The 19,900-nt window shown below is 74.1% G+C and carries 16 protein-coding genes; 6 read left to right on the top strand and 10 right to left on the bottom strand.

Annotation, left to right across the window (positions count from 1 at the left end):
• Window positions 1-31: 31 nt before the first annotated feature.
• Window positions 32-1,363: a hypothetical protein gene (locus BM223_RS03050; protein ID WP_052139022.1), complete on the top strand. Its 1,332-nt coding sequence runs from the start codon at window positions 32-34 to the stop codon at window positions 1,361-1,363.
• A gap of 20 nt (window positions 1,364-1,383) precedes the next feature.
• On the opposite strand, the gene BM223_RS03045 is transcribed toward BM223_RS03050, so the two are convergent.
• The 4 genes from BM223_RS03045 to BM223_RS03030 all read right to left on the bottom strand — a co-directional run bounded on the left by BM223_RS03045 (window position 1,384) and on the right by BM223_RS03030 (window position 5,688).
• Window positions 1,384-1,572, bottom strand: coding sequence for a DUF3073 domain-containing protein (locus BM223_RS03045; RefSeq protein WP_038681736.1), 189 nt, complete (start codon window positions 1,570-1,572; stop codon window positions 1,384-1,386).
• A 142-nt stretch (window positions 1,573-1,714) separates the two neighbouring features.
• Complete coding sequence (gene purM / locus BM223_RS03040; protein WP_200887198.1) at window positions 1,715-2,776, bottom strand: phosphoribosylformylglycinamidine cyclo-ligase; 1,062 nt, start codon at window positions 2,774-2,776, stop codon at window positions 1,715-1,717.
• Window positions 2,777-2,802: 26 nt separating this feature from the next.
• Window positions 2,803-4,263 (bottom strand): amidophosphoribosyltransferase, encoded by a 1,461-nt coding sequence (purF, locus tag BM223_RS03035; protein WP_235319055.1) that lies wholly within the window; start codon window positions 4,261-4,263, stop codon window positions 2,803-2,805.
• A 33-nt stretch (window positions 4,264-4,296) separates the two neighbouring features.
• Window positions 4,297-5,688: an FAD/NAD(P)-binding protein gene (locus BM223_RS03030; RefSeq protein ID WP_052139024.1), complete on the bottom strand. Its 1,392-nt coding sequence runs from the start codon at window positions 5,686-5,688 to the stop codon at window positions 4,297-4,299.
• 84 nt (window positions 5,689-5,772) lie between these two features.
• Here BM223_RS03030 and BM223_RS03025 point away from each other — a divergent pair, with 84 nt between their 5' ends.
• Window positions 5,773-7,311: a PQQ-binding-like beta-propeller repeat protein gene (locus BM223_RS03025; protein WP_038681738.1), complete on the top strand. Its 1,539-nt coding sequence runs from the start codon at window positions 5,773-5,775 to the stop codon at window positions 7,309-7,311.
• A 15-nt stretch (window positions 7,312-7,326) separates the two neighbouring features.
• Here BM223_RS03025 and BM223_RS03020 read toward each other — a convergent pair whose 3' ends face one another.
• Window positions 7,327-8,679: a dipeptidase gene (locus tag BM223_RS03020; RefSeq protein ID WP_038681740.1), complete on the bottom strand. Its 1,353-nt coding sequence runs from the start codon at window positions 8,677-8,679 to the stop codon at window positions 7,327-7,329.
• A gap of 44 nt (window positions 8,680-8,723) precedes the next feature.
• On the opposite strand from BM223_RS03020, the gene BM223_RS03015 reads away from it, so the two are divergent.
• Window positions 8,724-9,380 (top strand): SecDF P1 head subdomain-containing protein, encoded by a 657-nt coding sequence (locus tag BM223_RS03015; RefSeq protein ID WP_141267377.1) that lies wholly within the window; start codon window positions 8,724-8,726, stop codon window positions 9,378-9,380.
• On the opposite strand, the gene BM223_RS03010 is transcribed toward BM223_RS03015, so the two are convergent.
• Window positions 9,367-9,732 (bottom strand): sterol carrier family protein, encoded by a 366-nt coding sequence (locus BM223_RS03010; RefSeq protein ID WP_052139025.1) that lies wholly within the window; start codon window positions 9,730-9,732, stop codon window positions 9,367-9,369. The two genes, BM223_RS03015 and BM223_RS03010, sit on opposite strands and share 14 nt — an antisense overlap.
• Window positions 9,732-10,334 carry a winged helix-turn-helix domain-containing protein gene (locus tag BM223_RS03005; RefSeq protein ID WP_052139026.1) on the bottom strand — a complete coding sequence of 201 codons (603 nt, stop codon included), beginning with the start codon at window positions 10,332-10,334 and terminating at the stop codon, window positions 9,732-9,734. Before BM223_RS03005 ends, BM223_RS03010 begins: the two co-directional genes overlap by 1 nt.
• A 69-nt stretch (window positions 10,335-10,403) precedes the next feature.
• Between BM223_RS03005 and BM223_RS03000 the strand changes: the two genes are divergently transcribed.
• Both BM223_RS03000 and BM223_RS02995 read left to right on the top strand, forming a co-directional pair.
• Complete coding sequence (locus tag BM223_RS03000) at window positions 10,404-11,663, top strand: MFS transporter (protein ID WP_038681751.1); 1,260 nt, start codon at window positions 10,404-10,406, stop codon at window positions 11,661-11,663.
• Between the two features lie 77 nt (window positions 11,664-11,740).
• Window positions 11,741-12,784 (top strand): hypothetical protein, encoded by a 1,044-nt coding sequence (locus BM223_RS02995; protein WP_141267378.1) that lies wholly within the window; start codon window positions 11,741-11,743, stop codon window positions 12,782-12,784.
• A 174-nt stretch (window positions 12,785-12,958) separates the two neighbouring features.
• Here BM223_RS02995 and purL read toward each other — a convergent pair whose 3' ends face one another.
• Window positions 12,959-15,232, bottom strand: a complete 2,274-nt coding sequence (gene purL / locus BM223_RS02990; RefSeq protein WP_038681756.1) for a phosphoribosylformylglycinamidine synthase subunit PurL — start codon at window positions 15,230-15,232, stop codon at window positions 12,959-12,961.
• 228 nt (window positions 15,233-15,460) lie between these two features.
• Between purL and BM223_RS02985 the strand changes: the two genes are divergently transcribed.
• The gene (locus BM223_RS02985) at window positions 15,461-16,888 is read left to right on the top strand and encodes a glycoside hydrolase domain-containing protein (protein ID WP_052139027.1); all 1,428 of its coding nucleotides are present in this window, start codon (window positions 15,461-15,463) and stop codon (window positions 16,886-16,888) included.
• Window positions 16,889-16,900: 12 nt separating this feature from the next.
• Here BM223_RS02985 and BM223_RS02980 read toward each other — a convergent pair whose 3' ends face one another.
• Both BM223_RS02980 and BM223_RS02975 read right to left on the bottom strand, forming a co-directional pair.
• Entirely contained in the window at window positions 16,901-18,226 is a 1,326-nt protein-coding gene (locus BM223_RS02980; protein WP_038681758.1) for a radical SAM protein, read from the bottom strand.
• Window position 18,227: 1 nt separating this feature from the next.
• On the bottom strand, window positions 18,228-19,859 hold the full coding sequence (locus BM223_RS02975; protein WP_038681760.1) for an NUDIX domain-containing protein: 1,632 nt from the start codon (window positions 19,857-19,859) through the stop codon (window positions 18,228-18,230).
• Between the last annotated feature and the right edge of the window lie 41 nt (window positions 19,860-19,900).

Here is a 19,900-nt window from a genome sequence, read left to right as displayed (position 1 = left end):
CGATCATCCCCCGGGTCGGTAGCCTGCGCGGGTGCTCCCGGCGTTCGAGATCGTGGCCCGGCACCGGCCGATCGCGCTGGTGGGCCGCCCCGGCGCAGCCCTCGTCGCCCCCTTCGCGGCGGTCGAGGCGGACCTCGACCTGACCGGCGCCGGCGAAGGGGCCGGCGCCGAGCTCGCGCTGACCCACCCGGACGGCACCCGGCTCGCGGTCCGGCTCGACGGGCAGCGCGCCTCGCTCCGGGTCGGCGAGCGGCCGCTGCGCAGCCGGCGCCACGGCCGGACCCGCGCGACGCCGTCCCGGCTGGGGCTGACCCTGACCGGCAGCCACCTCGCCGTGCTCACCCGCGAGGACGGGGCCTGGGTGGTCCGCGGGCGGGTCGACCTGCGCGAGGTGGGCGGACCCGACACCCGCGCGGCGGGCTGGGCGGGTGGGCTCCGCGGATCGGGGTCGGGAGCCGTGACCGGCGTCCGGACCGGACCCTTCGGCCAGCTCGGGCTGCGCGACGTGCGGCTGGTCTCGCACGCCGACGGGACGCCGTACCGGCGCGGGGGCGAGGTGCTGCTCACCGCGACGAGCGCGGGCCCGGGCTTCTTCGACACCGCGCACACGTCGCTGTGGGCACTGACGGCCGACGACCGGGTCGAGCACCGGGCGGACCTCTTCTTCGGCCGCCCCGACCGCCCCGGCGTGTACGGCGACCACGCCACCCACCTGCTCCGCGACGGCGACCGCTGGCTGGTCGCGACCAGCACCTGGTCCGACTTCCCCGCCGACCGGCACGCGCGGGTGCCGGGCGTGCTGCGGGTGACGCTCGCCGAGTCGAGCGCCGACCTCACCAGCGGGCAGCACGTGCTGCCCACCCGCGAGCTCGCCCTGCCGGCGCCCGAGTGCACCCCGAGCGTCGGCACCTGGGACCCGCACCTGGTCCGCGACCCGGCCACGGGCGAGTGGCTGGTCGGCTACGTGAGCGCGCGGAGGTTCTTCGACTTCCACCCCGCGCTCGCAAGCGGGCCCACGCTCGACGACCTCACGCTGCGCGGGGCCGCCACCGACCGCCGCGCCACCGAGGGCACGACGCTGCTCCGGGACGGCGCCACCTGGCGGGTCCTCGCCAGTGACGGCAGGGACAACCGCCGGGCGACGCGTGCCCGGTTCCCGGTCTTCGACACCTCACTGCGCGAGGTCGGCACCCTGAGGGCGCCGTACCCGACGAACATCCCGTGGCCGAGCGTCGTCCCGCCCGACCCGGCGGTGCCGGGCGACGAGTGGCGGTGGGTGACGTTCAACGGCCGACCGGCCGGGGGGACCCTGGCCGGCTACGGCACGCACGGGGACGTCGTCGTGATGCGTCAGCAGCGCTGACGCGCCGCGCGCGGCAGGGCTCAGTCGGCGCGGGGGTCGGCGTAGTCCGACCACTTGTCGAGGTCGACGTCGTCCACCGGCGTCTTCTCGACCTCATCCGGCTCACCGTGGAGCTCACGCGCGAGTGCGCCGAGATCCGTTTCGTGAGTGCGGTACTTCAGGTCGCGAGCGACCTTCGTCTGCTTGGCTTTCGCACGGCCGCGGCCCATAGGGTCCAGCCCCCTCGCACACTTGGCCGGGAACCCTCCGGGCCCCGGACTGCTGAATCAGAGTCTCGTGGGGCCAACGGTACATGGCCGGTGGGTGTTCCCGCACGTCGGGCACCACCCCCGCGCGCCGGTGAGGCCGAGGTCACCAGCCGGGGTGCTGGCCGACCAGCTCGACGGTGCCCTTCTGGTCGGGATCGACCGTGACGTCGCCGGCCACCCAGCTGTCGATCCCGGACTCCGCGAGGCGGGCCAGGGCGCCGTCGACGGCGTCGGGGGCGACGAGGGCGACCATGCCGACGCCGCAGTTGAGGGTGGCCTCGAGGTCGGGCTGGGCGACGTCGCCGAGGCGGCGGACGAGGTCGAAGACCGGGCCCGGCGTCCAGGTGGCGCGGTCGAGGGTCGCCTTGAGCTCGGGCGGCATGACGCGCGCGAGGTTGTTGGCGAGGCCGCCGCCGGTCACGTGGGCCATGGCGTGGGTCTCGGTCTCGCGGGCGATCGTGAGGCAGGGCTTGGTGTAGAGGCGGGTCGGCTCGAGGAGCTCCTCGCCGAGGGTGCGGCCGAGCTCGTCGACGTGGCGCTCGACGCTCCAGCCGGCCTGGGTGAAGAAGACGTGGCGGGCCAGCGAGTAGCCGTTGGAGTGCAGGCCGCTGGCGGCCATCGCGATGACGACGTCGCCCTCGCGCACCCGGGAGGCGCCGAGCAGGGCGTCGGCCTCGACCACGCCGGTGGTGGCGCCGGCGACGTCGTACTCGTCGGGGGCGAGGAGGCCGGGGTGCTCGGCGGTCTCGCCGCCGACGAGCGCGCAGCCGGCCTCGACGCACGCCTCGGCGATGCCCTTGACGATGGCCGCGATCCGCTCGGGGACGACCTTGCCGGTGGCGATGTAGTCGGTCATGAAGAGCGGCTCGGCACCGCAGACGACGAGGTCGTCGACGACCATGCCGACGAGGTCGAAGCCGATGGTGTCGTGCTTGTCGACCATCTGGGCGACGGCGACCTTGGTGCCGACGCCGTCGGTCGAGGTCGCCAGCAGCGGGCGCCGGTAGGACAGCAGGGCCGAGGCGTCGAAGAGGCCGGCGAAGCCGCCCAGGCCACCCCGCATCTCGGGACGGCGGGCCTTCTCGACCCACTCCTTCATCAGGTCGACGGCGCGGTCCGCGGCCTCGATGTCGACGCCGGCACGGGCATAGGCGTTGTCGGCCACGATTCCCTCGGTCTCCTTGCTGGGTGTCACGGGTTGTTGAAGACGGGCAGCGCCTCGCCGTGCGTGCTGGGGGCGAGCGTCGCCTCCAGCAGGTGCTTGCCGAGCAGGCTCTCGTCGGGCAGCTCGATCGGGTAGTCGCCGGTGAAGCACGCGGTGCAGAGGGTGGCCTGCGGCTGGCCGGTCGCCTCGACCATGCCGTCGAGCGAGATGTAGCCGAGGCTGTCGGCGCCGACGCTGGCGGCGATCTCGGCGGCGTCGAGGCCGTTGGCGATCAGCTCGGCCCGCGTCGCGAAGTCGATGCCGTAGAAGCACGGCCACTTCACCGGCGGGCTGGAGATCCGGACGTGCACCTCGAGCGCGCCGGCCTCGCGGAGCATCCGGACCTGGGCGCGCTGGGTGTTGCCGCGCACGATCGAGTCGTCGACGACGACGACCCGCTTGCCGCGGATCATGTGCTCCAGCGCGTTGAGCTTGAGCCGGATGCCGAGCTGGCGCAGCGTCTGCGACGGCTGGATGAAGGTGCGGCCGACGTAGGCGTTCTTGACGAAGCCCTGGCCGAACGGGATGCCGCTCTCGAGCGCGTAGCCGGACGCGGCCGGCGTACCGGACTCGGGGACCGGGATCACCAGGTCGGCCTCGACCGGGAACTCCCGGGCCAGCTGGCGGCCCATCTCGACGCGCGCCTCGTGGACGCTGCGCCCGGCGATGGTGGCGTCGGGGCGGGCGAGGTAGACGTACTCGAACACGCAGCCCTTGCGGCGCGGCTCGGCGAACTTGTGGGAGCGCAGGCCGTCCTCGTCGATGACGATCAGCTCGCCGGGCTCGACCTCGCGGATGACGCTCGCTCCGATCGTGGCCAGCGCGGCGTCCTCGCTCGCGACGACCCAGCCCCGGTCGAGCCGGCCGAGCACGAGCGGCCGGATGCCCTCGGGGTCGCGGGCGGCGTAGAGCGTGTTCTCGTTCATGAAGACGAAGGAGAAGGCGCCCTCGACCTGCGGCAGCAGCTCGAGCGCACGCGCCTCGAGCGACTGGTCGGGGTGGTGCGCGAGCAGCGCGGTGACCAGGCTGGTGTCGTTGGTCGACGCCTCGAGGTCGCGCGCGTGGATGTCGAGCTCGCCGTCGTCGCTCGGCAGCTCCTTGACCATCTCGGCGAGTGCCGCGGTGTTGATCAGGTTGCCGTTGTGACCGAGCGCGATCGAGCCGTCCTCGGTGGGCCGGAACGTCGGCTGCGCGTTCTGCCACGTGCTCGCGCCCGTGGTCGAGTAGCGACAGTGGCCGACCGCGAGGTGCCCCGCGAACGACTCGAGGGTGTTCTCGTCGAACACCTGGGAGACGAGTCCCATGTCCTTGTAGACGAGGATCTGGCGCCCGTTGCTGACCGAGATGCCCGCGGACTCCTGTCCCCGGTGCTGCAGGGAGTAGAGGCCGAAGTAGGTCAGCTTGGCGACGTCCTCACCCGGGGCCCATACGCCGAAGACTCCGCACACGGGTTTCAGCGTACCGGCGATCGGCCGCAACGCTCAGTTGGCGGCGATGCTCCGAGACGTGCGCTCCACCACGGCGCTCGCGACCTGGGCGGCCTGGGCCCGGATCTCGGGGATCGCGGTCGACTCCCAGAGCGTGCCCTTGCGCGGCGGTCCCACCACGTAGAGGCCGTCGACGACCGCGCCGGACGCGTCCACGACCCGTCCGTCGACGGTGCTGTCGATGCCGAGCGCGAGCGGGTCGGGAGCGACCGTGCCGCGGGCGACCAGCGCCTGGATCAGCGGGTCGGCGCTGCGCCGCACGTCGGCGAGGGGGCCGGTGCAGTTGACGACGGCGTCGGCCGGGATCGGCGTGGCACCCGGCGCCGCGGTGACGGCGCAGCGCTCGCCGAGGTCGTCGACCTCGTGCAGGGTGCCGGGCCGGATGGTGAGCCGGCCGTCGTAGCGGTATCGCTGGAGGCGCAGCGCGACCTCGGGCGCCATCCGGTGCCGGCGCACCTCCCACTCGCGCACGTGGACGTCGAGGAAGCGGCGCCGCTCGTCGTGCGGGAGGCGGCGCCAGAGCTCCTGGGTGAGGGGACGCAGGCCGTCGACGACGGCGCGCCAGCCGACTCCGCGCTCGGCGGCGGCGCGACACTCCTCGGCGACGGCCTCGGCGACCTGGTCGGCGGTCACCGCGTCGTCGGGGACCTTGGTGACCCACGCGGTGTGCGCCTGCTCGACGTGCGGCTTGGGCAGGGTGCCGCTGCGGCTGAGCATGGTGACGTGGCGCTCGGGGCCGTCCTCGAGCAGCGTGATGACGGTGTCGACGGCGGTCAGGCCGGTGCCGACCACGACCACCCGGGCGTCGGCAGGGAGGGCGCGGAGCCGGCCGAGCTGCCACGGGTTGCCGATGTGCCAGGGCGCGTCGGGGAGGTCGGCGAGCGGCCGCGGCGGCTGGTTGCCGTGGCAGAGGACGACGGCGTCCGCGGGCGCGGTCGAGCGCTCGGTGACGACGTCGAAGCCGGTCGCCGTGGGGACCACGTCGCGCACCCGGCCGGCCCGGATCCGGAGCCGGTCGTCGGCGACGTCCGCGAGCCGGTCCTGGAGGTAGATCGCGTAGTCGGCGCGCGGCAGGAACGCCTGCGGGTCGCTGCCCCGCCCGGTCCGCAGCGCCCAGTCGAGCAGGTCGGAGGGCGCGTCGGGGAAGGCGCTCATGTGCCGGGCCCGGACGTTGAGCAGGTGCCGCTGGTCGTTGGTGCCGTAGGCGATGCCGCGCCCGACGATGCCGCTGGCCTCGTGGACGACCACCTCGAGGCCCGGGTCGTCGGAGCGGACGAGCAGGTTGATCGCCGTCAGGACCCCGCTCGCACCGCCGCCGATCACCGCGACGCGGGTACGCGCGCGGAGGGGGGCGGGGGTGGGCGCGGCGGCCTGGGTCGACGTCATGAGGTGAGTCTAGTGGATCGCTAGACTTTGGCGGGAATAGTCGGTGCCGGTTTGCCCGGACCGCCCCGCGGAGAGGTTCCGAGCGTGCTCCTCCCCCGCGTCCTGGCCGGCCTGCTCCTCGCCGCACTGCTCACCGCGTGCGATGCCGGCGACGACCCCGGCCCTCGCCCCGCCCCCGCGCTGCCCGAGCTCGCGCCCGCGTGGACCGCGGCAGGCGTCACCGGCGACCGGGCCTGGCTGGTCGACGACCTGCTCGTGGTGGCCGGCAAGGCGACGCTGACCGGCCTCGACCGGGCGACCGGCGCGGTGCGCTGGACCCGGTCGCTGGCGCCCGGGATCTGCACGACCGCGCTCGCCCCCAACCCCGACAGCCTCCTGGCCCTGGTCGTGCAGCGCACTGCGAAGCCGCAGACCTGCGCGGCCGCCGCGCTCGTCGACCTCCACGACGGCGCGCTGCGCTGGCGCAAGGATCTCAGGGACCAGCACCCCTCCCACTGGGACGACGCCCGGTACGACGGCGCCGGCGCGGGCACCAAGGTCGTCGCCGTGACCGACACCGTGATCGGAGCGGCGCTGCGGCTCGACGTCCGCGACGGGGCGGTGCTGTCGCGGTCCGACGACGCCGAGTACACCACCGACGGCCCGCACCTGGTCGCGCTGACCTCGCTCAACCTCCGGCGCAGCCCGACGATCGAGACCCGAGCGACCGTCACCGAGACCGACACCGGCCGCCGGGTGCGGACGTTCCGGACCCGCGACGCCAGCAACCTGTTCCCGGTCCAGGCCGCGCCTCTCGTCGTCGGCACCGAGCGCGGCCAGTGGGGCAGCGACCTGTACGTCGAGCACGGGGGCCAGGTCCGCGTGGTCGGCCGCGGCCTCGGGCTGTTCACCGCGACCGTCGACGACCGTGTGGTGCAGGGCTACGACGGCGCGCTCGTCGTCTCCGACGCGGGCACCGGCGAGGAGCTCTCGGCCCAGCCGCTCGACCCGCAGGAGGAGGTGGCCGGCGTCGCCGGGGACGCCGTGATCACCTACGACCGGGTGCCGGGGTGGCTCCCGGACGCGCCGGCCGTGCTGCGCCGGCTGCCGCTCGACGGCTCGGGCGAGCCGGTCGTGCTGGGGCGGGTCCGCGGCGCGGCGCTGCTCGTGGCCGACGGCGTCGCCTACACCGCGGGCCGGGACGGGATGCGGGCCTACCGGCTGCCGGCCGACGGGACGCCGACGTCGGCCTACCTCGACCGGCTGGCCTGGCGCGAGGGCGACCTGCGCCCGGCGGAGGTGTTCGACGCGTGCCGCGCGGTCAGCGGCGAGACGCTCGCCCAGGTCGGCCTCGCGGCCGACGAGCGGGTCGACGCGTCGTGCTGGTGGGGTGGCGGGCGGCGGTTCTCGGTCGCCGTCGAGGCGGGGCTGCCGGAGGCGCCCGCACCGGCGCGCGAGGACGGCGCCGAGGACGTGCCCGGCCTGGGCGACAGCGCCTGGCTCGTCGAGCGCAGCCGGGCCCTGGAGCTGACGGTCCGGCTGCGGAACGTCACCGTGCGGGTGACGGCGACGGCGACCGACGCCCGGCCCGGGGTCCTCGAGGCCGCGCGCGAGGTGCTCGCGGCGCTCGAGGACCGGGACTGAGCCGGCGGGCTCCGATCAGGCGCCGAGGTTGCGGAGCAGCAGCGCCTCGGCGAGCAGGACCTTCTCGAACTCGGCCAGGTGCAGGCCCTCGTTGGGGCCGTGCGCGCGGGTGTCGGGGTCCTCGACGCCGGTCACCAGCACCGCCGCCTGGGGGAAGGTCTCGAGGAACTCGGCGATGAACGGGATCGAGCCGCCGACGCCCATGTCGACCGGGGCGGTGCCGTCCCAGGCCTCGGCGAAAGCCGACCGCGCGGCGTCGTACGCCGGGCCGTTGACGTCGAGCGCGATCGGCTCGCCGGTGTCGACGACGTCGACGGTGAGCTGCGCGCCCCACGGCACGTGCTTCTCGAGGTGCGCCTTGAGGCAGGCCAGCGCGTTCTCGGACGTCTCGCCGGGCGCGGTGCGGAGCGCGAGGCGGGCCCGCGCCGACGGGATGAGCGTGTTGGACGAGCCGTCGACCTTGGGCGCGTCGAGGCCGATGACCGACAGCGCGGGCTGGGTCCAGAGCCGCTCGACGGCGGGGCCGGAGCCGACCCACTGGACGCCCTCGGCCACCCCGGACTCGGCGCGCAGCCGCTCCTCGGGGTAGTCGACGTCGGCGGCGGGGCCGGAGTGCAGGCCGGCGACGGCGACCTGGCCGGCGTCGTCGTGCAGCGAGGCGATGAGGCGCGAGAGGGTGATCAGGGCGTCGGGGACCAGGCCGCCCCACATGCCCTGGTGGACGGCGTGGGTCAGCGTGCGGACCTCGACGTTGACGCGGACCAGGCCGCGCAGGCTCGTGGTCAGCGCGGGGACGCCGATGTCCCAGTTGCCCGAGTCGGCGATCACGATGACGTCGGAGCGCAGCTCGTCGACGTACTTCTCGAGGAGCTGGGGCAGGGTCGCGCTGGCGACCTCCTCCTCGCCCTCGATGAAGAGCCGAACGGTGACGGGCAGCTCGTCGCCGAGCATCCGCAGCGCGGCGACGTGGGTCATGATGCCGCCCTTGTCGTCGGCGACGCCGCGACCGTAGAGGCGGCCGTTGCGCTCGGTCGGCTCGTACGGCGCGCTGTCCCACTCGGCGTGATCGTTCTCGGGCTGCACGTCGTGGTGGGCGTAGAGCAGCACCGTGGGCGCGCCCGCGGGCCCCTTCTTCTCACCGATCACGGCGGGCGGGGCGCCGTCGAAGGCGCGCACGATCTGGACGTCCACCCCCTCGGCGGCGAAGAGGTCGGCGGTCGCCCGCGCACTCACCTCGACCTGGTCGAGGCGGTCGGGATCGGCGCTGACGGACTGGATGCGGACGAGGGCCTCGAGGTCCGATCGGACGCCGGGCAGGAGCTCGGCGAGGCGCGCGCGCAGGTCAGTGGTGGAGACGGGTCCGGTCATGGGCCCCAACCTAGTGCGGAACCTCCGTCAGGCATGATCGCGGTATGGCACTCTCTCGGATGCTCCAGGCCACGACCGTTGCCGCTGCGCTCACTCTCGCGCTCTCCGCCTGCGGCAGCGGTGACGACGGCGACGCCACCGACAAGGACGGCTCCGGCGCCGACGCCGCCGCCTCCAGCCCCGCTCCCGGCGACTCCCCCGCGGCCGGCGACGAGGCCTCCGACGACGCCTCCGACGACGCCGCCCCGAGCGGACCGGTGCAGTTCCGCCGGGTCCTCGAGGCCACCGGCATCCCGGCCGACGGCGCCGAGAGCACGCCGCTGCCCGAGGACTGCAGCGACGTCCCGGCCGGCCAGCCCAAGGCCGGCGCCGAGACCATCGCGTGCGACGAGTCCGGCATCGTCTACCGGCTCGCGCCGGCCGAGATCACCGGCGGCGTCGAGAGCGCCGAGGCCGAGAAGCCGGCGAACCTCACCGACTGGGTCGTCTCGCTCCGCTTCGACGCCCAGGCCGCCACGGCCTTCGGCGCCCTGACCCGCGAGCTGGCCGGCACCAACAAGCTGCTCGCGATCGTGCTCGACGGCGAGGTGATCAGCGCGCCGACGATCCAGGACGCCGTCGAGGACGGCCGGGTCCAGATCGGCGGGACGTTCACCGAGGAGCAGGCCACGACGATCGCCGGGCAGCTCACGAAGCGCTGAGCGGCAGGTACGGCGTCAGGTCGGTCCGCTCGCCGCTCGCCTGCACCCGGGCGCCGTCGAGCGCGGCGTCCCAGCCGAGCCGGCCGGTGGCGAGCTCGATCCAGGTGGCCGCGTCGGTCTCGACCACGGCCGGCGGCGTCCCGCGGGTGTGCCGGACGCCCTCGATCACCTGGACGGCGGCGTACGGCGGCACCCGGACCTCGACCGAGCGGCCGGGGGCGCGGGTCTCGAGCAGCGCCAGGTAGTGCTTGGTGAGCAGCCGGAGGTCGGCCCGCTCGGCGGTCCCGGCCTCGACCCGGGCGAGGGCCTCGGCGACGAGGGCGGGGTCGGCAGGGCGCAGGCGCGCGGGCATCAGCTGTCGTTCTCCTCGGTCGGCTGGTCGACGGGCAGGCCCGGGTAGGGCTGGATGAGCTGGTAGACCGAGTAGGTCTCGCGCTCGTCGTCCGCGCCGCCGGAGCCGGGCCGCTGGGCGGCGAGCCGACGGCGGTCGACGAGGTCGGCGATCTCGTTCATGAGCTCCTCGGCCTCGCCCGGGGTCAGGAGCAGCGCCCACTCGGAGATGCTGCGCTCGGGCCGGGCGCCGTCGTCGGGCGGCGTGAACGCGCGCTCGACCAGGTGCCGGCCCCACTCGACGGCGTTGCGCTGGAAGACGGCGTACGCCGCCTGGCCGCCGGGCTGGGCGAGCATGTCGGAGGTGCGGAACCGGATCCCCTGGGGGTCGACGAGCCGCCAGACCCGGTCCCGGCGGTCCCGGGCGGCCTCGGGGTCCTCCTCGACCAGGCCGTACTTGGCGAGCTGGCGCAGGTGGAAGCTCGCCTGGTTGGCGGGCACGTCGATGCGCCGGGCGATGTCGGCCGCCCGCAGCGAGCCGGCCGCGGACAGCTCGTGGAGCACCCGGTTGCGGGTGGGGTGGGCGATCGCGCGGAGGATCCGCGGGTCGTCGTACAGCACCATGGGGCCAGCCTAGCGAAGATGCGCACGCTCTATTGCGCACCACATGTTGCGCAACATAGTGTGCGCAATATGCCCGCCTTCCGCGCCCTCGCCCGCAACCACGACTTCACCGCGCTCTGGGTCGGCGCGACGGTCGCCGAGCTGGGCTCGCGGGTGACGATCTTCGCGGCGCCGCTCGTCGCCTACGCGCTCACCGGGTCGCCGCTCTGGGCGGCCGCCGCCGAGGGCGTCTTCCTGACCGGGATGGTCGCCGCGCTGCTGCCCGCCGGGGTCCTCGCCGACCGCTGGCACCGGCTGCGGTTGATGCGGATCTCGCTCGGCACCGGCTTCGCGCTCTACGCCTCGCTCGCCGTCGCGGGTGCGGCCGGCGCGCTCACGCTCCCCCACCTGCTGGTCGTGCTGCTCGTGACCGGCGTCGTCACCGGCCTGTTCGGCCCGGCCGAGTACGCCGCCATCCGCACCATCGTCAGCGACGAGCAGCTGCCGACGGCGCTCAGCCAGCAGCAGGCGCGCCAGCACGTCGCCGCCCTGCTCGGCGGTCCCCTCGGCGGCGCCCTGTACGGCGTCGCGCGGTGGGCGCCGTTCGCCGCCGACGCGGTGACCTACGCGCTCGGCTGGCTGCTGCTGGGGCGGGTCCGCGCCGACCTGTCCGCCCGGCCCGACCCCGAGCGCACCCGGTCCCGCCCGCTGCGCGACGTCGGCGACGGGATCCGGTTCGTGTGGCGCCGGCCCTTCCTGCGGGTGCTGCTCTTCTGGTCGCCGACGGTCAACCTGACGATCAACGCCCTCTTCTTCGTCGCCCTGCTCCGGCTGATCGAGGCGGACTTCTCGGCGGCCCAGATCGGGCTCACCCAGGCCGCGATCGGCGGCTTCGGCGTCCTCGGCGCGATCGTCGCCCCGGTGCTCGTCGAGCGCTTCGCGACCGGCACGCTGACCGTGCTCGTCGCGTGGAGCTGGGTCCCGCTGGCGGTCCCGCTCGCGCTGTGGAACCACCCGCTGAGCATGGCCCTGGCCGGGGCGCTCGGGATGTTCCTCAACCCCGCCGGCAATGCGGGCGTCGGCGCCTACCGGATGGCGACCACCCCACCCGAGCTGATCGGCCGGGTCCAGTCGGCGATGCAGTTCGTGTCGATGGCGACGATGCCGCTGGCCCCCGCGCTGGCCGGCCTGCTGCTCGCCGTGCTCGGCGGCCGGGACGCCATCCTCGCGCTCGCGGTGCTGACCGGTCTCGCCGCGCTGGCCCCGACGCTCTCGCGCTCGGTGCGGACCGTGCCCCGGCCCGCCGACTGGCCCCGGCACGACGCGGGGCTCACGCTCGCCGGCCCCTGAGCGCCGTCGGGGGCGATCCCGCGGCTTTCCCGGACGCTTCCCCACGGCGTCGGGGCCGGACCGTCACAATGGGGCCCATGCTCCCCCCTCGCCGTTGCGCCGTGGCCGTCGTCGGCCTGCTCGCCCTCGCCCCTGCCCTCGTCGCGTGCGGAGGCGACACGGGCGTCCAGGCGGGCGACGTCGTACCGGCCCGGGACGACGCGCAGTTCGCCGGCACCGGCAACGAGTCGATGCTCGCACTGCCCATCGGCCGGCTCGAGATCACGCTCGGCAAGCCCACCGACCGGCTCTCCGCCGACGACACCCGCCAGATCGAGGCGCTCGACGCCCCCGACGGCGGCACCTTCGTCCCCATCACCTGGCAGTACGACGCGAGCACCTTCGGCCGCTACGCCGCCTTCATCGACACCCCCGACAGCCCGGTCGTCGACCTGGTCGCCGACGGCGCCCGCTACCGCATCCCGCCGCCGGACGACTCCGGCAAGGGCTCGACGTCCTTCTACGTCGTCGTCGCGGGCCCCGGCAAGGACCCGCGCCTCGAGGTCGACTTCGACGGCGTCACCCAGAGCGTCGACCTCACCACCGGCGACCGCGACGCCGGCGCCGCCGAGGCGCTCTACGACCTGCCCTCCCCCAAGACCAAGCGCACCGACTGCACCGGCACCATCGAGTACGGCCGCAAGCTCGTCGGCGCGTCGTCCTTCACCTGCGCGACCACCCGCCCCGTCCGCCTCCCCTACGCCGGCGACTCGTGGGCCGAGGACGGCCAGAGCTGGCTCGCCCTCACCGTCCGCACCACCCTCGGCCGCTGGAACGAGGTCGCCAAGGACCTCAAGTCAGGCGGCGTCTACTACGCCACCGGCGTCGCCGGCAGCTTCCGCCTCGGCGACATCGAGGCCACGAAGGCCTACCAGGACAACGAGCAGACCACCTGCCCCAGCACCACCAGCGGCAGCTGCACGACCGAGTTCCACGTGATCTTCGCGGTCGGCGACAAGGTGCCGAAGAAGCTCACCGTCGAGCAGGACTACACGCTGCTGCTGACCTCCGCGTGGGGCACCGGCACCGACGGCGAGCAGAACCTCGACCTGCCGGTGACGACGACCACCACGCTGAAGTAGGGCGGCGCCCGGGCTGGGCTCTTCGAGCCTTCGGCAGTTTCACCGCCTAGGCGGTGAAACTGCCGAAGCGAGCGCACGAAACTGGTCGTGGGCCCACGGAGTTCCCTGTGCCCACCGGCAGTTTCACCGCCTAAGCGGTGAAACTGCCCGGGCTACGGACGGCGGCGCCCGGGCTCAGCCCAGCGCGGCCGGGAGCGTCGCGGTCCAGGCCGCGCGCAGCTCGGCGAGCGGGACGTCGAACTGCCCCTCGACGACGAGCGCGTCGCCACCCGTCGTGCCGAGCTCGGTCAGCGGGACGTCGTGGCGGGCGCAGAGTGCGCGCAGCTCGGCGAGGTCGTCGGTCGCGACGGTGACCAGCGCGCGGGCGGCCGACTCGGCGAACAGGCCGACGAAGGCGTCCCCGTCGAGCGCCACCCGAGCGCCGATGCCGCTGACCATCGCCGCCTCGGCGAGCGCCTGGGCCAGGCCGCCGTCGGAGAGGTCGTGGGCGCTGGTGGCGATGCCGACCAGGTCCTTGAGCAGGCGGGCCAGGGAGCGCTCGGCGGCCAGGTCGACCTGCGGCGGGCGGCCGCCCAGGTGACCGTGGACGACGTGGGCCCACTCGGAGCCGGAGAGCTCCTCGCGGGAGGTGCCGAGCAGGACGACCCGCTCGCCGGCCGCCTGGAAGGACGACGGCGTCCGGCGGCGCACGTCGTCGATCACGCCGAGGACGGCGACGACGGGCGTCGGCAGGATCGCGGTCTCGCCGGTCTGGTTGTAGAGGCTGACGTTGCCTCCGGTGACCGGGATGCCGAGCTCGAGGCAGGCGTCCTTGAGGCCGCGGCAGGCCTCGGCGAACTGCCACATGACGTCAGTGTCCTCGGGCGAGCCGAAGTTGAGGCAGTCGCTGACCGCGAGCGGCAGCGCGCCGCCGGTGGCGACGTTGCGGTAGGCCTCGGCGAGAGCGAGCTGGGCGCCGGCGTAGGGGTCGAGCTTGGCGAAGCGGCCGTTGCAGTCGGTGGCGACGGAGACGCCGAGGTGGGTCTCCTCGTCGACCCGGACCATGCCGGAGTCGGCCGGCTGCGCGAGGACGGTGTTGCCCTGGACGTAGCGGTCGTACTGGTCGGTGATCCACGACTTGTCGCACAGGTTGGGGCTGGCGACCATCTGGAGCAGGGTGGCGCGCAGCTCCTCGCCGGTGCCCGGGCGGGCGAGCGCCTCGGCGCCGTCGGCCTGGAGGCCGTCCTGCCAGTCCGGGCGGGCGAACGGGCGCTGGTAGGTCGGGCCGTCGTGCGCCACCGACCGGGGCGGGACGTCGACCACGGTCTCGCCGTGCCAGGTGATCTCGAGCCGGCCGGTGTCGGTGACCTCGCCGATGTCGACGGCCTCGACGTCCCACTTGGCGCAGATCGCCAGGAACGCGGCGACGTCGCCGGGCTCGACGACCGCCATCATCCGCTCCTGGCTCTCGCTCATGAGGATCTCCTCGGGCGAGAGCGTGGAGTCGCGCAGCGGGACCCGGTCGAGCTCGCAGCGCATGCCGCCGTCGCCGGCCGAGGCCAGCTCGGAGGTCGCGCACGACAGGCCCGCGCCGCCGAGGTCCTGGATGCCGTTGACGACGCCCGCGCGGAACAGCTCGAGCGTGCACTCGATGAGCAGCTTCTCCATGAACGGGTCGCCGACCTGGACGCTCGGCCGCTTGGCCGGGCCGTCGGCGTCGAACGTCTCGGAGGCGAGCACCGAGACGCCGCCGATGCCGTCGCCGCCCGTGCGGGCGCCGTACAGGATGACGCGGTTGCCGGTGCCCGACGCCTTGGCGAGGTGCAGGTCCTCGTGGCGCAGGACGCCGACGCAGAGCGCGTTGACGAGCGGGTTGCCGAGGTAGGTCTCGTCGAAGACCGCCTCGCCGCCGATGTTGGGGAGGCCGAGGCAGTTGCCGTAGCCGCCGACACCGGCCACGATCCCGGGCAGCACCCGGTGGGTGTCGTCGGCGTCGAGCGGGCCGAAGCGCAGCGGGTCCATCACGGCCACCGGCCGGGCGCCCATCGCGATGATGTCGCGCACGATGCCGCCGACGCCGGTCGCGGCGCCCTGGTAGGGCTCGACGTACGACGGGTGGTTGTGCGACTCGACCTTGAAGCTGACCGCATAGCCCTGGCCGATGTCGATGACGCCGGCGTTCTCGCCGATGCCGGCCAGCATCGGGCCGATCGGGGTCTCCTGCGGGATGGCGCCGAACTGCTTGAGGTGCACCTTGGAGGACTTGTAGGAGCAGTGCTCGCTCCACATGACCGAGTACATCGCGAGCTCGGAGCTCGTGGGACGGCGACCGAGGATCTCCTTGATCCGGTCGTACTCGTCGGCCTTCAGCCCGAGCTCGGCCCACGGCTGCTCCCGCTCCGGGTCGCCGGCCGCCACGGCCACGGTGTCGAGGGTGGAACGGGCAGGTGCGGAAGCGGTGTCGGCCACGGGGCAAATCTATCGCTCCGGCTTCGCGAGGCCGCCGCCGCGTCCCTCCCGGAGGCGGTCGGCTGCGGTGCGGGTCGGTCGCCGTCGGCTGGCCTCGCCGAAGGATCTTCGGCCGCCCGTGAATTACACGGTTGTAGTTCCAGTGAACCCCTGTTACTCGTGTGAATGTTGTGGTTATCGTGACTCGGCACTCACCGGACCCGCCCCACCTTCCCCTGGAGATCTCCGATGCCTGCCCGGCCTGTCACCGTCCGCTCACCACGCCGCCTCCGAGCGTCCCTGGCGGGCGTCGCGACGCTCACCACCGGCGCTCTCGCCGTCGTCGTCACCCTCGCCCTCCTCGGTCCGCTGCGCCCGGACGCCGCTCCGACGACGGACGCCCCGGTCGACCTCAGCGCGAAGAGCACCAACCCCGTCACCCCGGGCAACTTCACCGGCTACGGCTTCGACCAGTGCCTGGCTCCGACCCAGAAGAAGATGGACGCCTGGCTCGAGCACTCGCCGTTCCTCGCGGTCGGCATCTACATCTCCGGCAACTCGCGGGCCTGCCGCAGCCAGCCGAACCTCACCCCCACCTGGGTGAGCACCCAGCTCGCGAAGGGCTGGCGGCTGCTCCCGATCTCGCTCGGCCCGCAGTCGAGCTGCGTGGGCCGCTTCCCGCGCTACGGCGCGAAGATCGACCCGACGATCAGCAACGTCAGCACCAACAGCTACGCCGCCGCGCGCGCCCAGGGCAAGGCCGAGGCCGACACGGCCGTCGCCGCCGCGCAGGCGCTCGGCATCGTCCCCGGCAGCACCCTCTGGTACGACCTCGAGGGCTGGTCCGACTACCGGAACGCGACCTGCCGCGAGTCCGCGCTGGCGTTCCTCACCAAGTGGACCCAGCGGATCCGCAACCGCGGCTACGTCTCCGGCGTCTACTCCAGCGCCGGCTCCGGCATGAAGATCCTGGACGACGCCCGCGCGGCCAAGCGCGCCGACGTCGTCGTGCCCGACCAGATCTGGGTCGCCCGCTGGGACAACGTGGCCAACACCTCGACGTCGTACCTCCGTGCGGACGGGTGGCTGCCCGGGCGCCGGATGAAGCAGTACCAGGGCGGCCACAACGAGACCTGGGGCGGCGTGACGATCAACATCGACCGCAACTACCTCGACCTCGGCAACTCCACCCCCGCGGCCGAGACCCACTGCGGCGGCGTCCGCGTCGACCTCACCTACCGCAAGGTGATGCCGCGCTCCGGCAGCTACCGCCCCGACCCGACGCTCGTGAAGGCGCTGCAGTGCCTGCTGCGCGAGAAGGCCGGCTACACCGGCGCCCTGACCGGCAACTTCAACAAGAAAACGCGTGCCACCGCGCAGGCCTGGCAGCGGCGCACGGGCACCGGCGTCAGCACCAAGTGGCGCAAGAAGGACTGGATCACCCTCCACGCCGCCGGCGCCCGTCCGGTGCTCAAGATCGGCTCGCGCGGCAGCGACGTACGGCGGGTGCAGCGCGCGCTGCAGATCGCGGTGCCGGGCGCACGGGTCGTCGTCAACGGCGTGTACGACGCCAGGACGGCCTCGGCGGTCAGCGCCTACCGCAAGCAGGTGGGGCTGCCGGCGTACGGCATCGTGCACAGCGCCACCTGGGCCAAGCTGGCCGCGGGCGCCCGCTGACCTGCTCCGCGCTCACGCAGGAGCGATCGCGAGCCCGGCGTCGTCGTCCACGACGATGCCGGGCTCGCAGCGCGCCAGGCTCTCCGGGTCGAGCCACAGGTGCTCGATCGTGAACGGTCGCGCCCCCATCGCGGTGAACGCGACGAGGCGGTCCATCATCTGGATGAAGCCGCGGTCGATGCAGCTGACGCAGGTGCGGATCAGGTCCGGCCGGGACACGGGGTAGACCTCGAAGCTGCGGGCCCACGCCCGGTCCCAGGTCGCCGGATCGGCGTCCGCGGCCAGCGGCGGCAGCTGCATCGCCTGGCCGACTCCACTGCCCCGGTACCGGCCGCACAGCTGCACCCGCACGTCGTCGGGACCCGCGGCGGGCTCGAGCACCGTCTTGAACACCGACTGCCAGCACGACGTCGCGGCGATGTCCCCCGCCCGCGGCGACAGGTCGGACTCGGCGACGTCGCGCGCCGGCACGAACACCCGGAAGGCGTCCGCGTCGAGCTCGGCGACCTCCTGGAGCAGCTCCGGCAGCGCGGCCCGGGCGGCCGGGTCGAACGGGCGGCGCAGTGCGTCCGGCCCCAGCACGCGACGCACCGAGAAGTGGCGCACGCCGACCTCCCGGGCTCGGCGTGCCGCCAGGGCGACCTCGGCGTAGTTGTCGGGCGTGAGCAGGAAGGTCGCGCCGACCGGCGTGCGACCGACGGCGCGTGCGTGCTCGCAGGCGCGGGCCAGGACGTGCCACAGCCGGTCCATGTCGACCTTGTTGCCGTGCACCCGTCGGCGCACCGGCGTCGAGTGGGCGTTGAGGGAGACCCGCAGGTAGCAGTCCGCGTCGACGACGGCGCGCCAGTCGGTGGCGGGGAGCAGGTCGCCCGAGGTCAGGATCGTCGTCCTCAGCCCGAGCTCGGCCCCGAGCCGGACCGCGGCCCCGCTGCGCACGTCGGGGTGCAGCAACGGGTCTCCCCCGCCGTCGAAGCGCAGCACCCGGCCGCCGGCATCGGCGAAGGCGGAGATCGCCTGCCGCAGCGCCTCGCTGCCGATGCTCGCGCGCGGTCGCTGCGCGCGGTACTCGGCCGAGAAGCACACCTCGCCGCAGGACACCGACGCGCACGCGTAGGTGGGGTCGAGCTCGAGCGTCATCGGTCCCCGCGGGAGCGCACCGCCCAACCCGGAGAGGAAGGCGACGAGGTCCTCGGTGCTGCCGGGGACCAGCTCGCCCGCGTGGGCCCGGACGACGAGCGCGGCGCCGTCGTCGCGCACCACGTGGTAGGCGTTGTACCGGCCGAAACGCTCCCAGGGGCCACCCGGGACGAGCCGTCCGGTCAGGCGGTCCGCCGCCACCTCAGCGCCCGGCCATCCGGACCACGGCCTCGAAGGCGCGCCGCGGCGCGTGGCACAGCGGCTCCGCCCAGCTGTTGTCGGCGCCCTGCGCCGCCTTGCGCCGGAGGAGATCGGCGGCCGGCAGCGCGAGCGTCCGCCGGGCCGCGACGCCGTCCTTGCCGACGAGGAAGCTGCGGGCGTAGGACGCGAGCTCCGGCTCGAGCAGGTGCGCGGCGTACACCGAGAGGACGGGGACGCCCTCCTTCTGGGACTTCGGGTCGTAGGACCACGCGACCTGGCGCAGGTTCGCGTCCGGGGGCAGCACGAGCGCGAGCTCCTCGACGAGCTCGCGGCGGATCGTCGCGCGCCAGTCGGCGTCGTCCACGCCGACCTTGCCGCCGGGCACGTCGAGCGCCCAGATCCCCTTCGGCTTGTCGACCAGCAGGACCGACGGCTCGGCGCCGGGCAGCGTCATCAGCGCGAACGCCGCCAGCCGGTGCTTCTCGGTGACCGGCACCGTGCGGACCTCGCCGTGCGCTCCGTCGTCGACGCGGATGGTGGCCTGCTGACGCCGGGGCGCCATCTCGGCGGTGAACGAGACGACCGACCCGGCCGGGTCGAGGTAGGCCTCGTAGAAGGTGCGGACCTCCCACGGCTTGAGCGCGGTGCGCTCGCCGAGGAGCGCGACCGGGGCGGTGATGCTGACGTCGAACGACACGTCGTCGCGGCGCATGATCGGATGGGTCGAGATCTTCGCGAGCAGCTCGACGAGCCCGGCGACGTCGGCCCGCTCGTAGCCCAGGTCTGCCCGGACCAGCGGGAAGCGGCGGACGGCACGACGGCTGATGAGGTCCTCGGAGAAGCGCGAGAAGGCCTGGTACAGCTCCGCTCCGTCGACGTCGCCGGATGACGACTCGAACCGGAGCGTCGGCATGTCCTTCGGCTCGGTGCCGGCCACGACCGGCGTCCAGCGCAGGTGGTGCACGCCGCTGCCGGCGTCGTCCGCGGTCCAGACCCTCGACATCGTGAAGGCCGGCTCGGCGTCGAGGAGCACCAGGTCGAGCTCGCGCAGCGCGGGCGCCGCCCGGCGCAGGCCCTCGATCGCGTTCTCGATCGAGCGGGACCACTCGGGCAGGAGCCCGCTGCTGTGGCGCAGCGTCGGGTGCAGCTGCTCGAGGACCGGCAGCGCGTAGACGTAGAGGCACGCGGTGGTGAGCGCGTCGAGCTGGGCGCCGCGTGCGTTCACCTCGTCGAGCATGTCGGAGAGGCTCTTGTACGTGAGCCCGACGAAGTCGGCGCGGTGCGCGGCCAGGAGCAGCGGGTCGCCGTCCCGGACCTCCCGGTGCGCGCGGGCCGCCGCCGGGATGGACCCCAGGTCCGCGGGCAGCGGCTCGGCCTCGAGGCGGTCCTGCTGCCGCAGCTGGGCACTGAGCGCGACGATGCCGACCAGGCTCGCGGTGAGGAGCAGGGCGAGCGTCCCGACGACCCGCCAGGCGAGCGGGATCTCCTCGAAGATCCAGATGATCGTCGCCGGGATGAGGAAGGCGCCGGTCGTCAGCAGCAGGCGGAGCCGCTCGTTCTCGCGCACCTCGTCGCGCAGGGTCGTCGCCGTGCGCACGGGCGCCAGCGCGGTCTTGCGAAGTCCGTCGGCCATGCCTCACCCCATCTCCGGCGGCACCGGCCGCACGAGACAGA

The organism is Pimelobacter simplex, assembly GCF_900114845.1.
Classification (GTDB): domain Bacteria; phylum Actinomycetota; class Actinomycetes; order Propionibacteriales; family Nocardioidaceae; genus Nocardioides; species Nocardioides simplex.
This window is presented reverse-complemented; position numbering and strand designations above follow the sequence as displayed.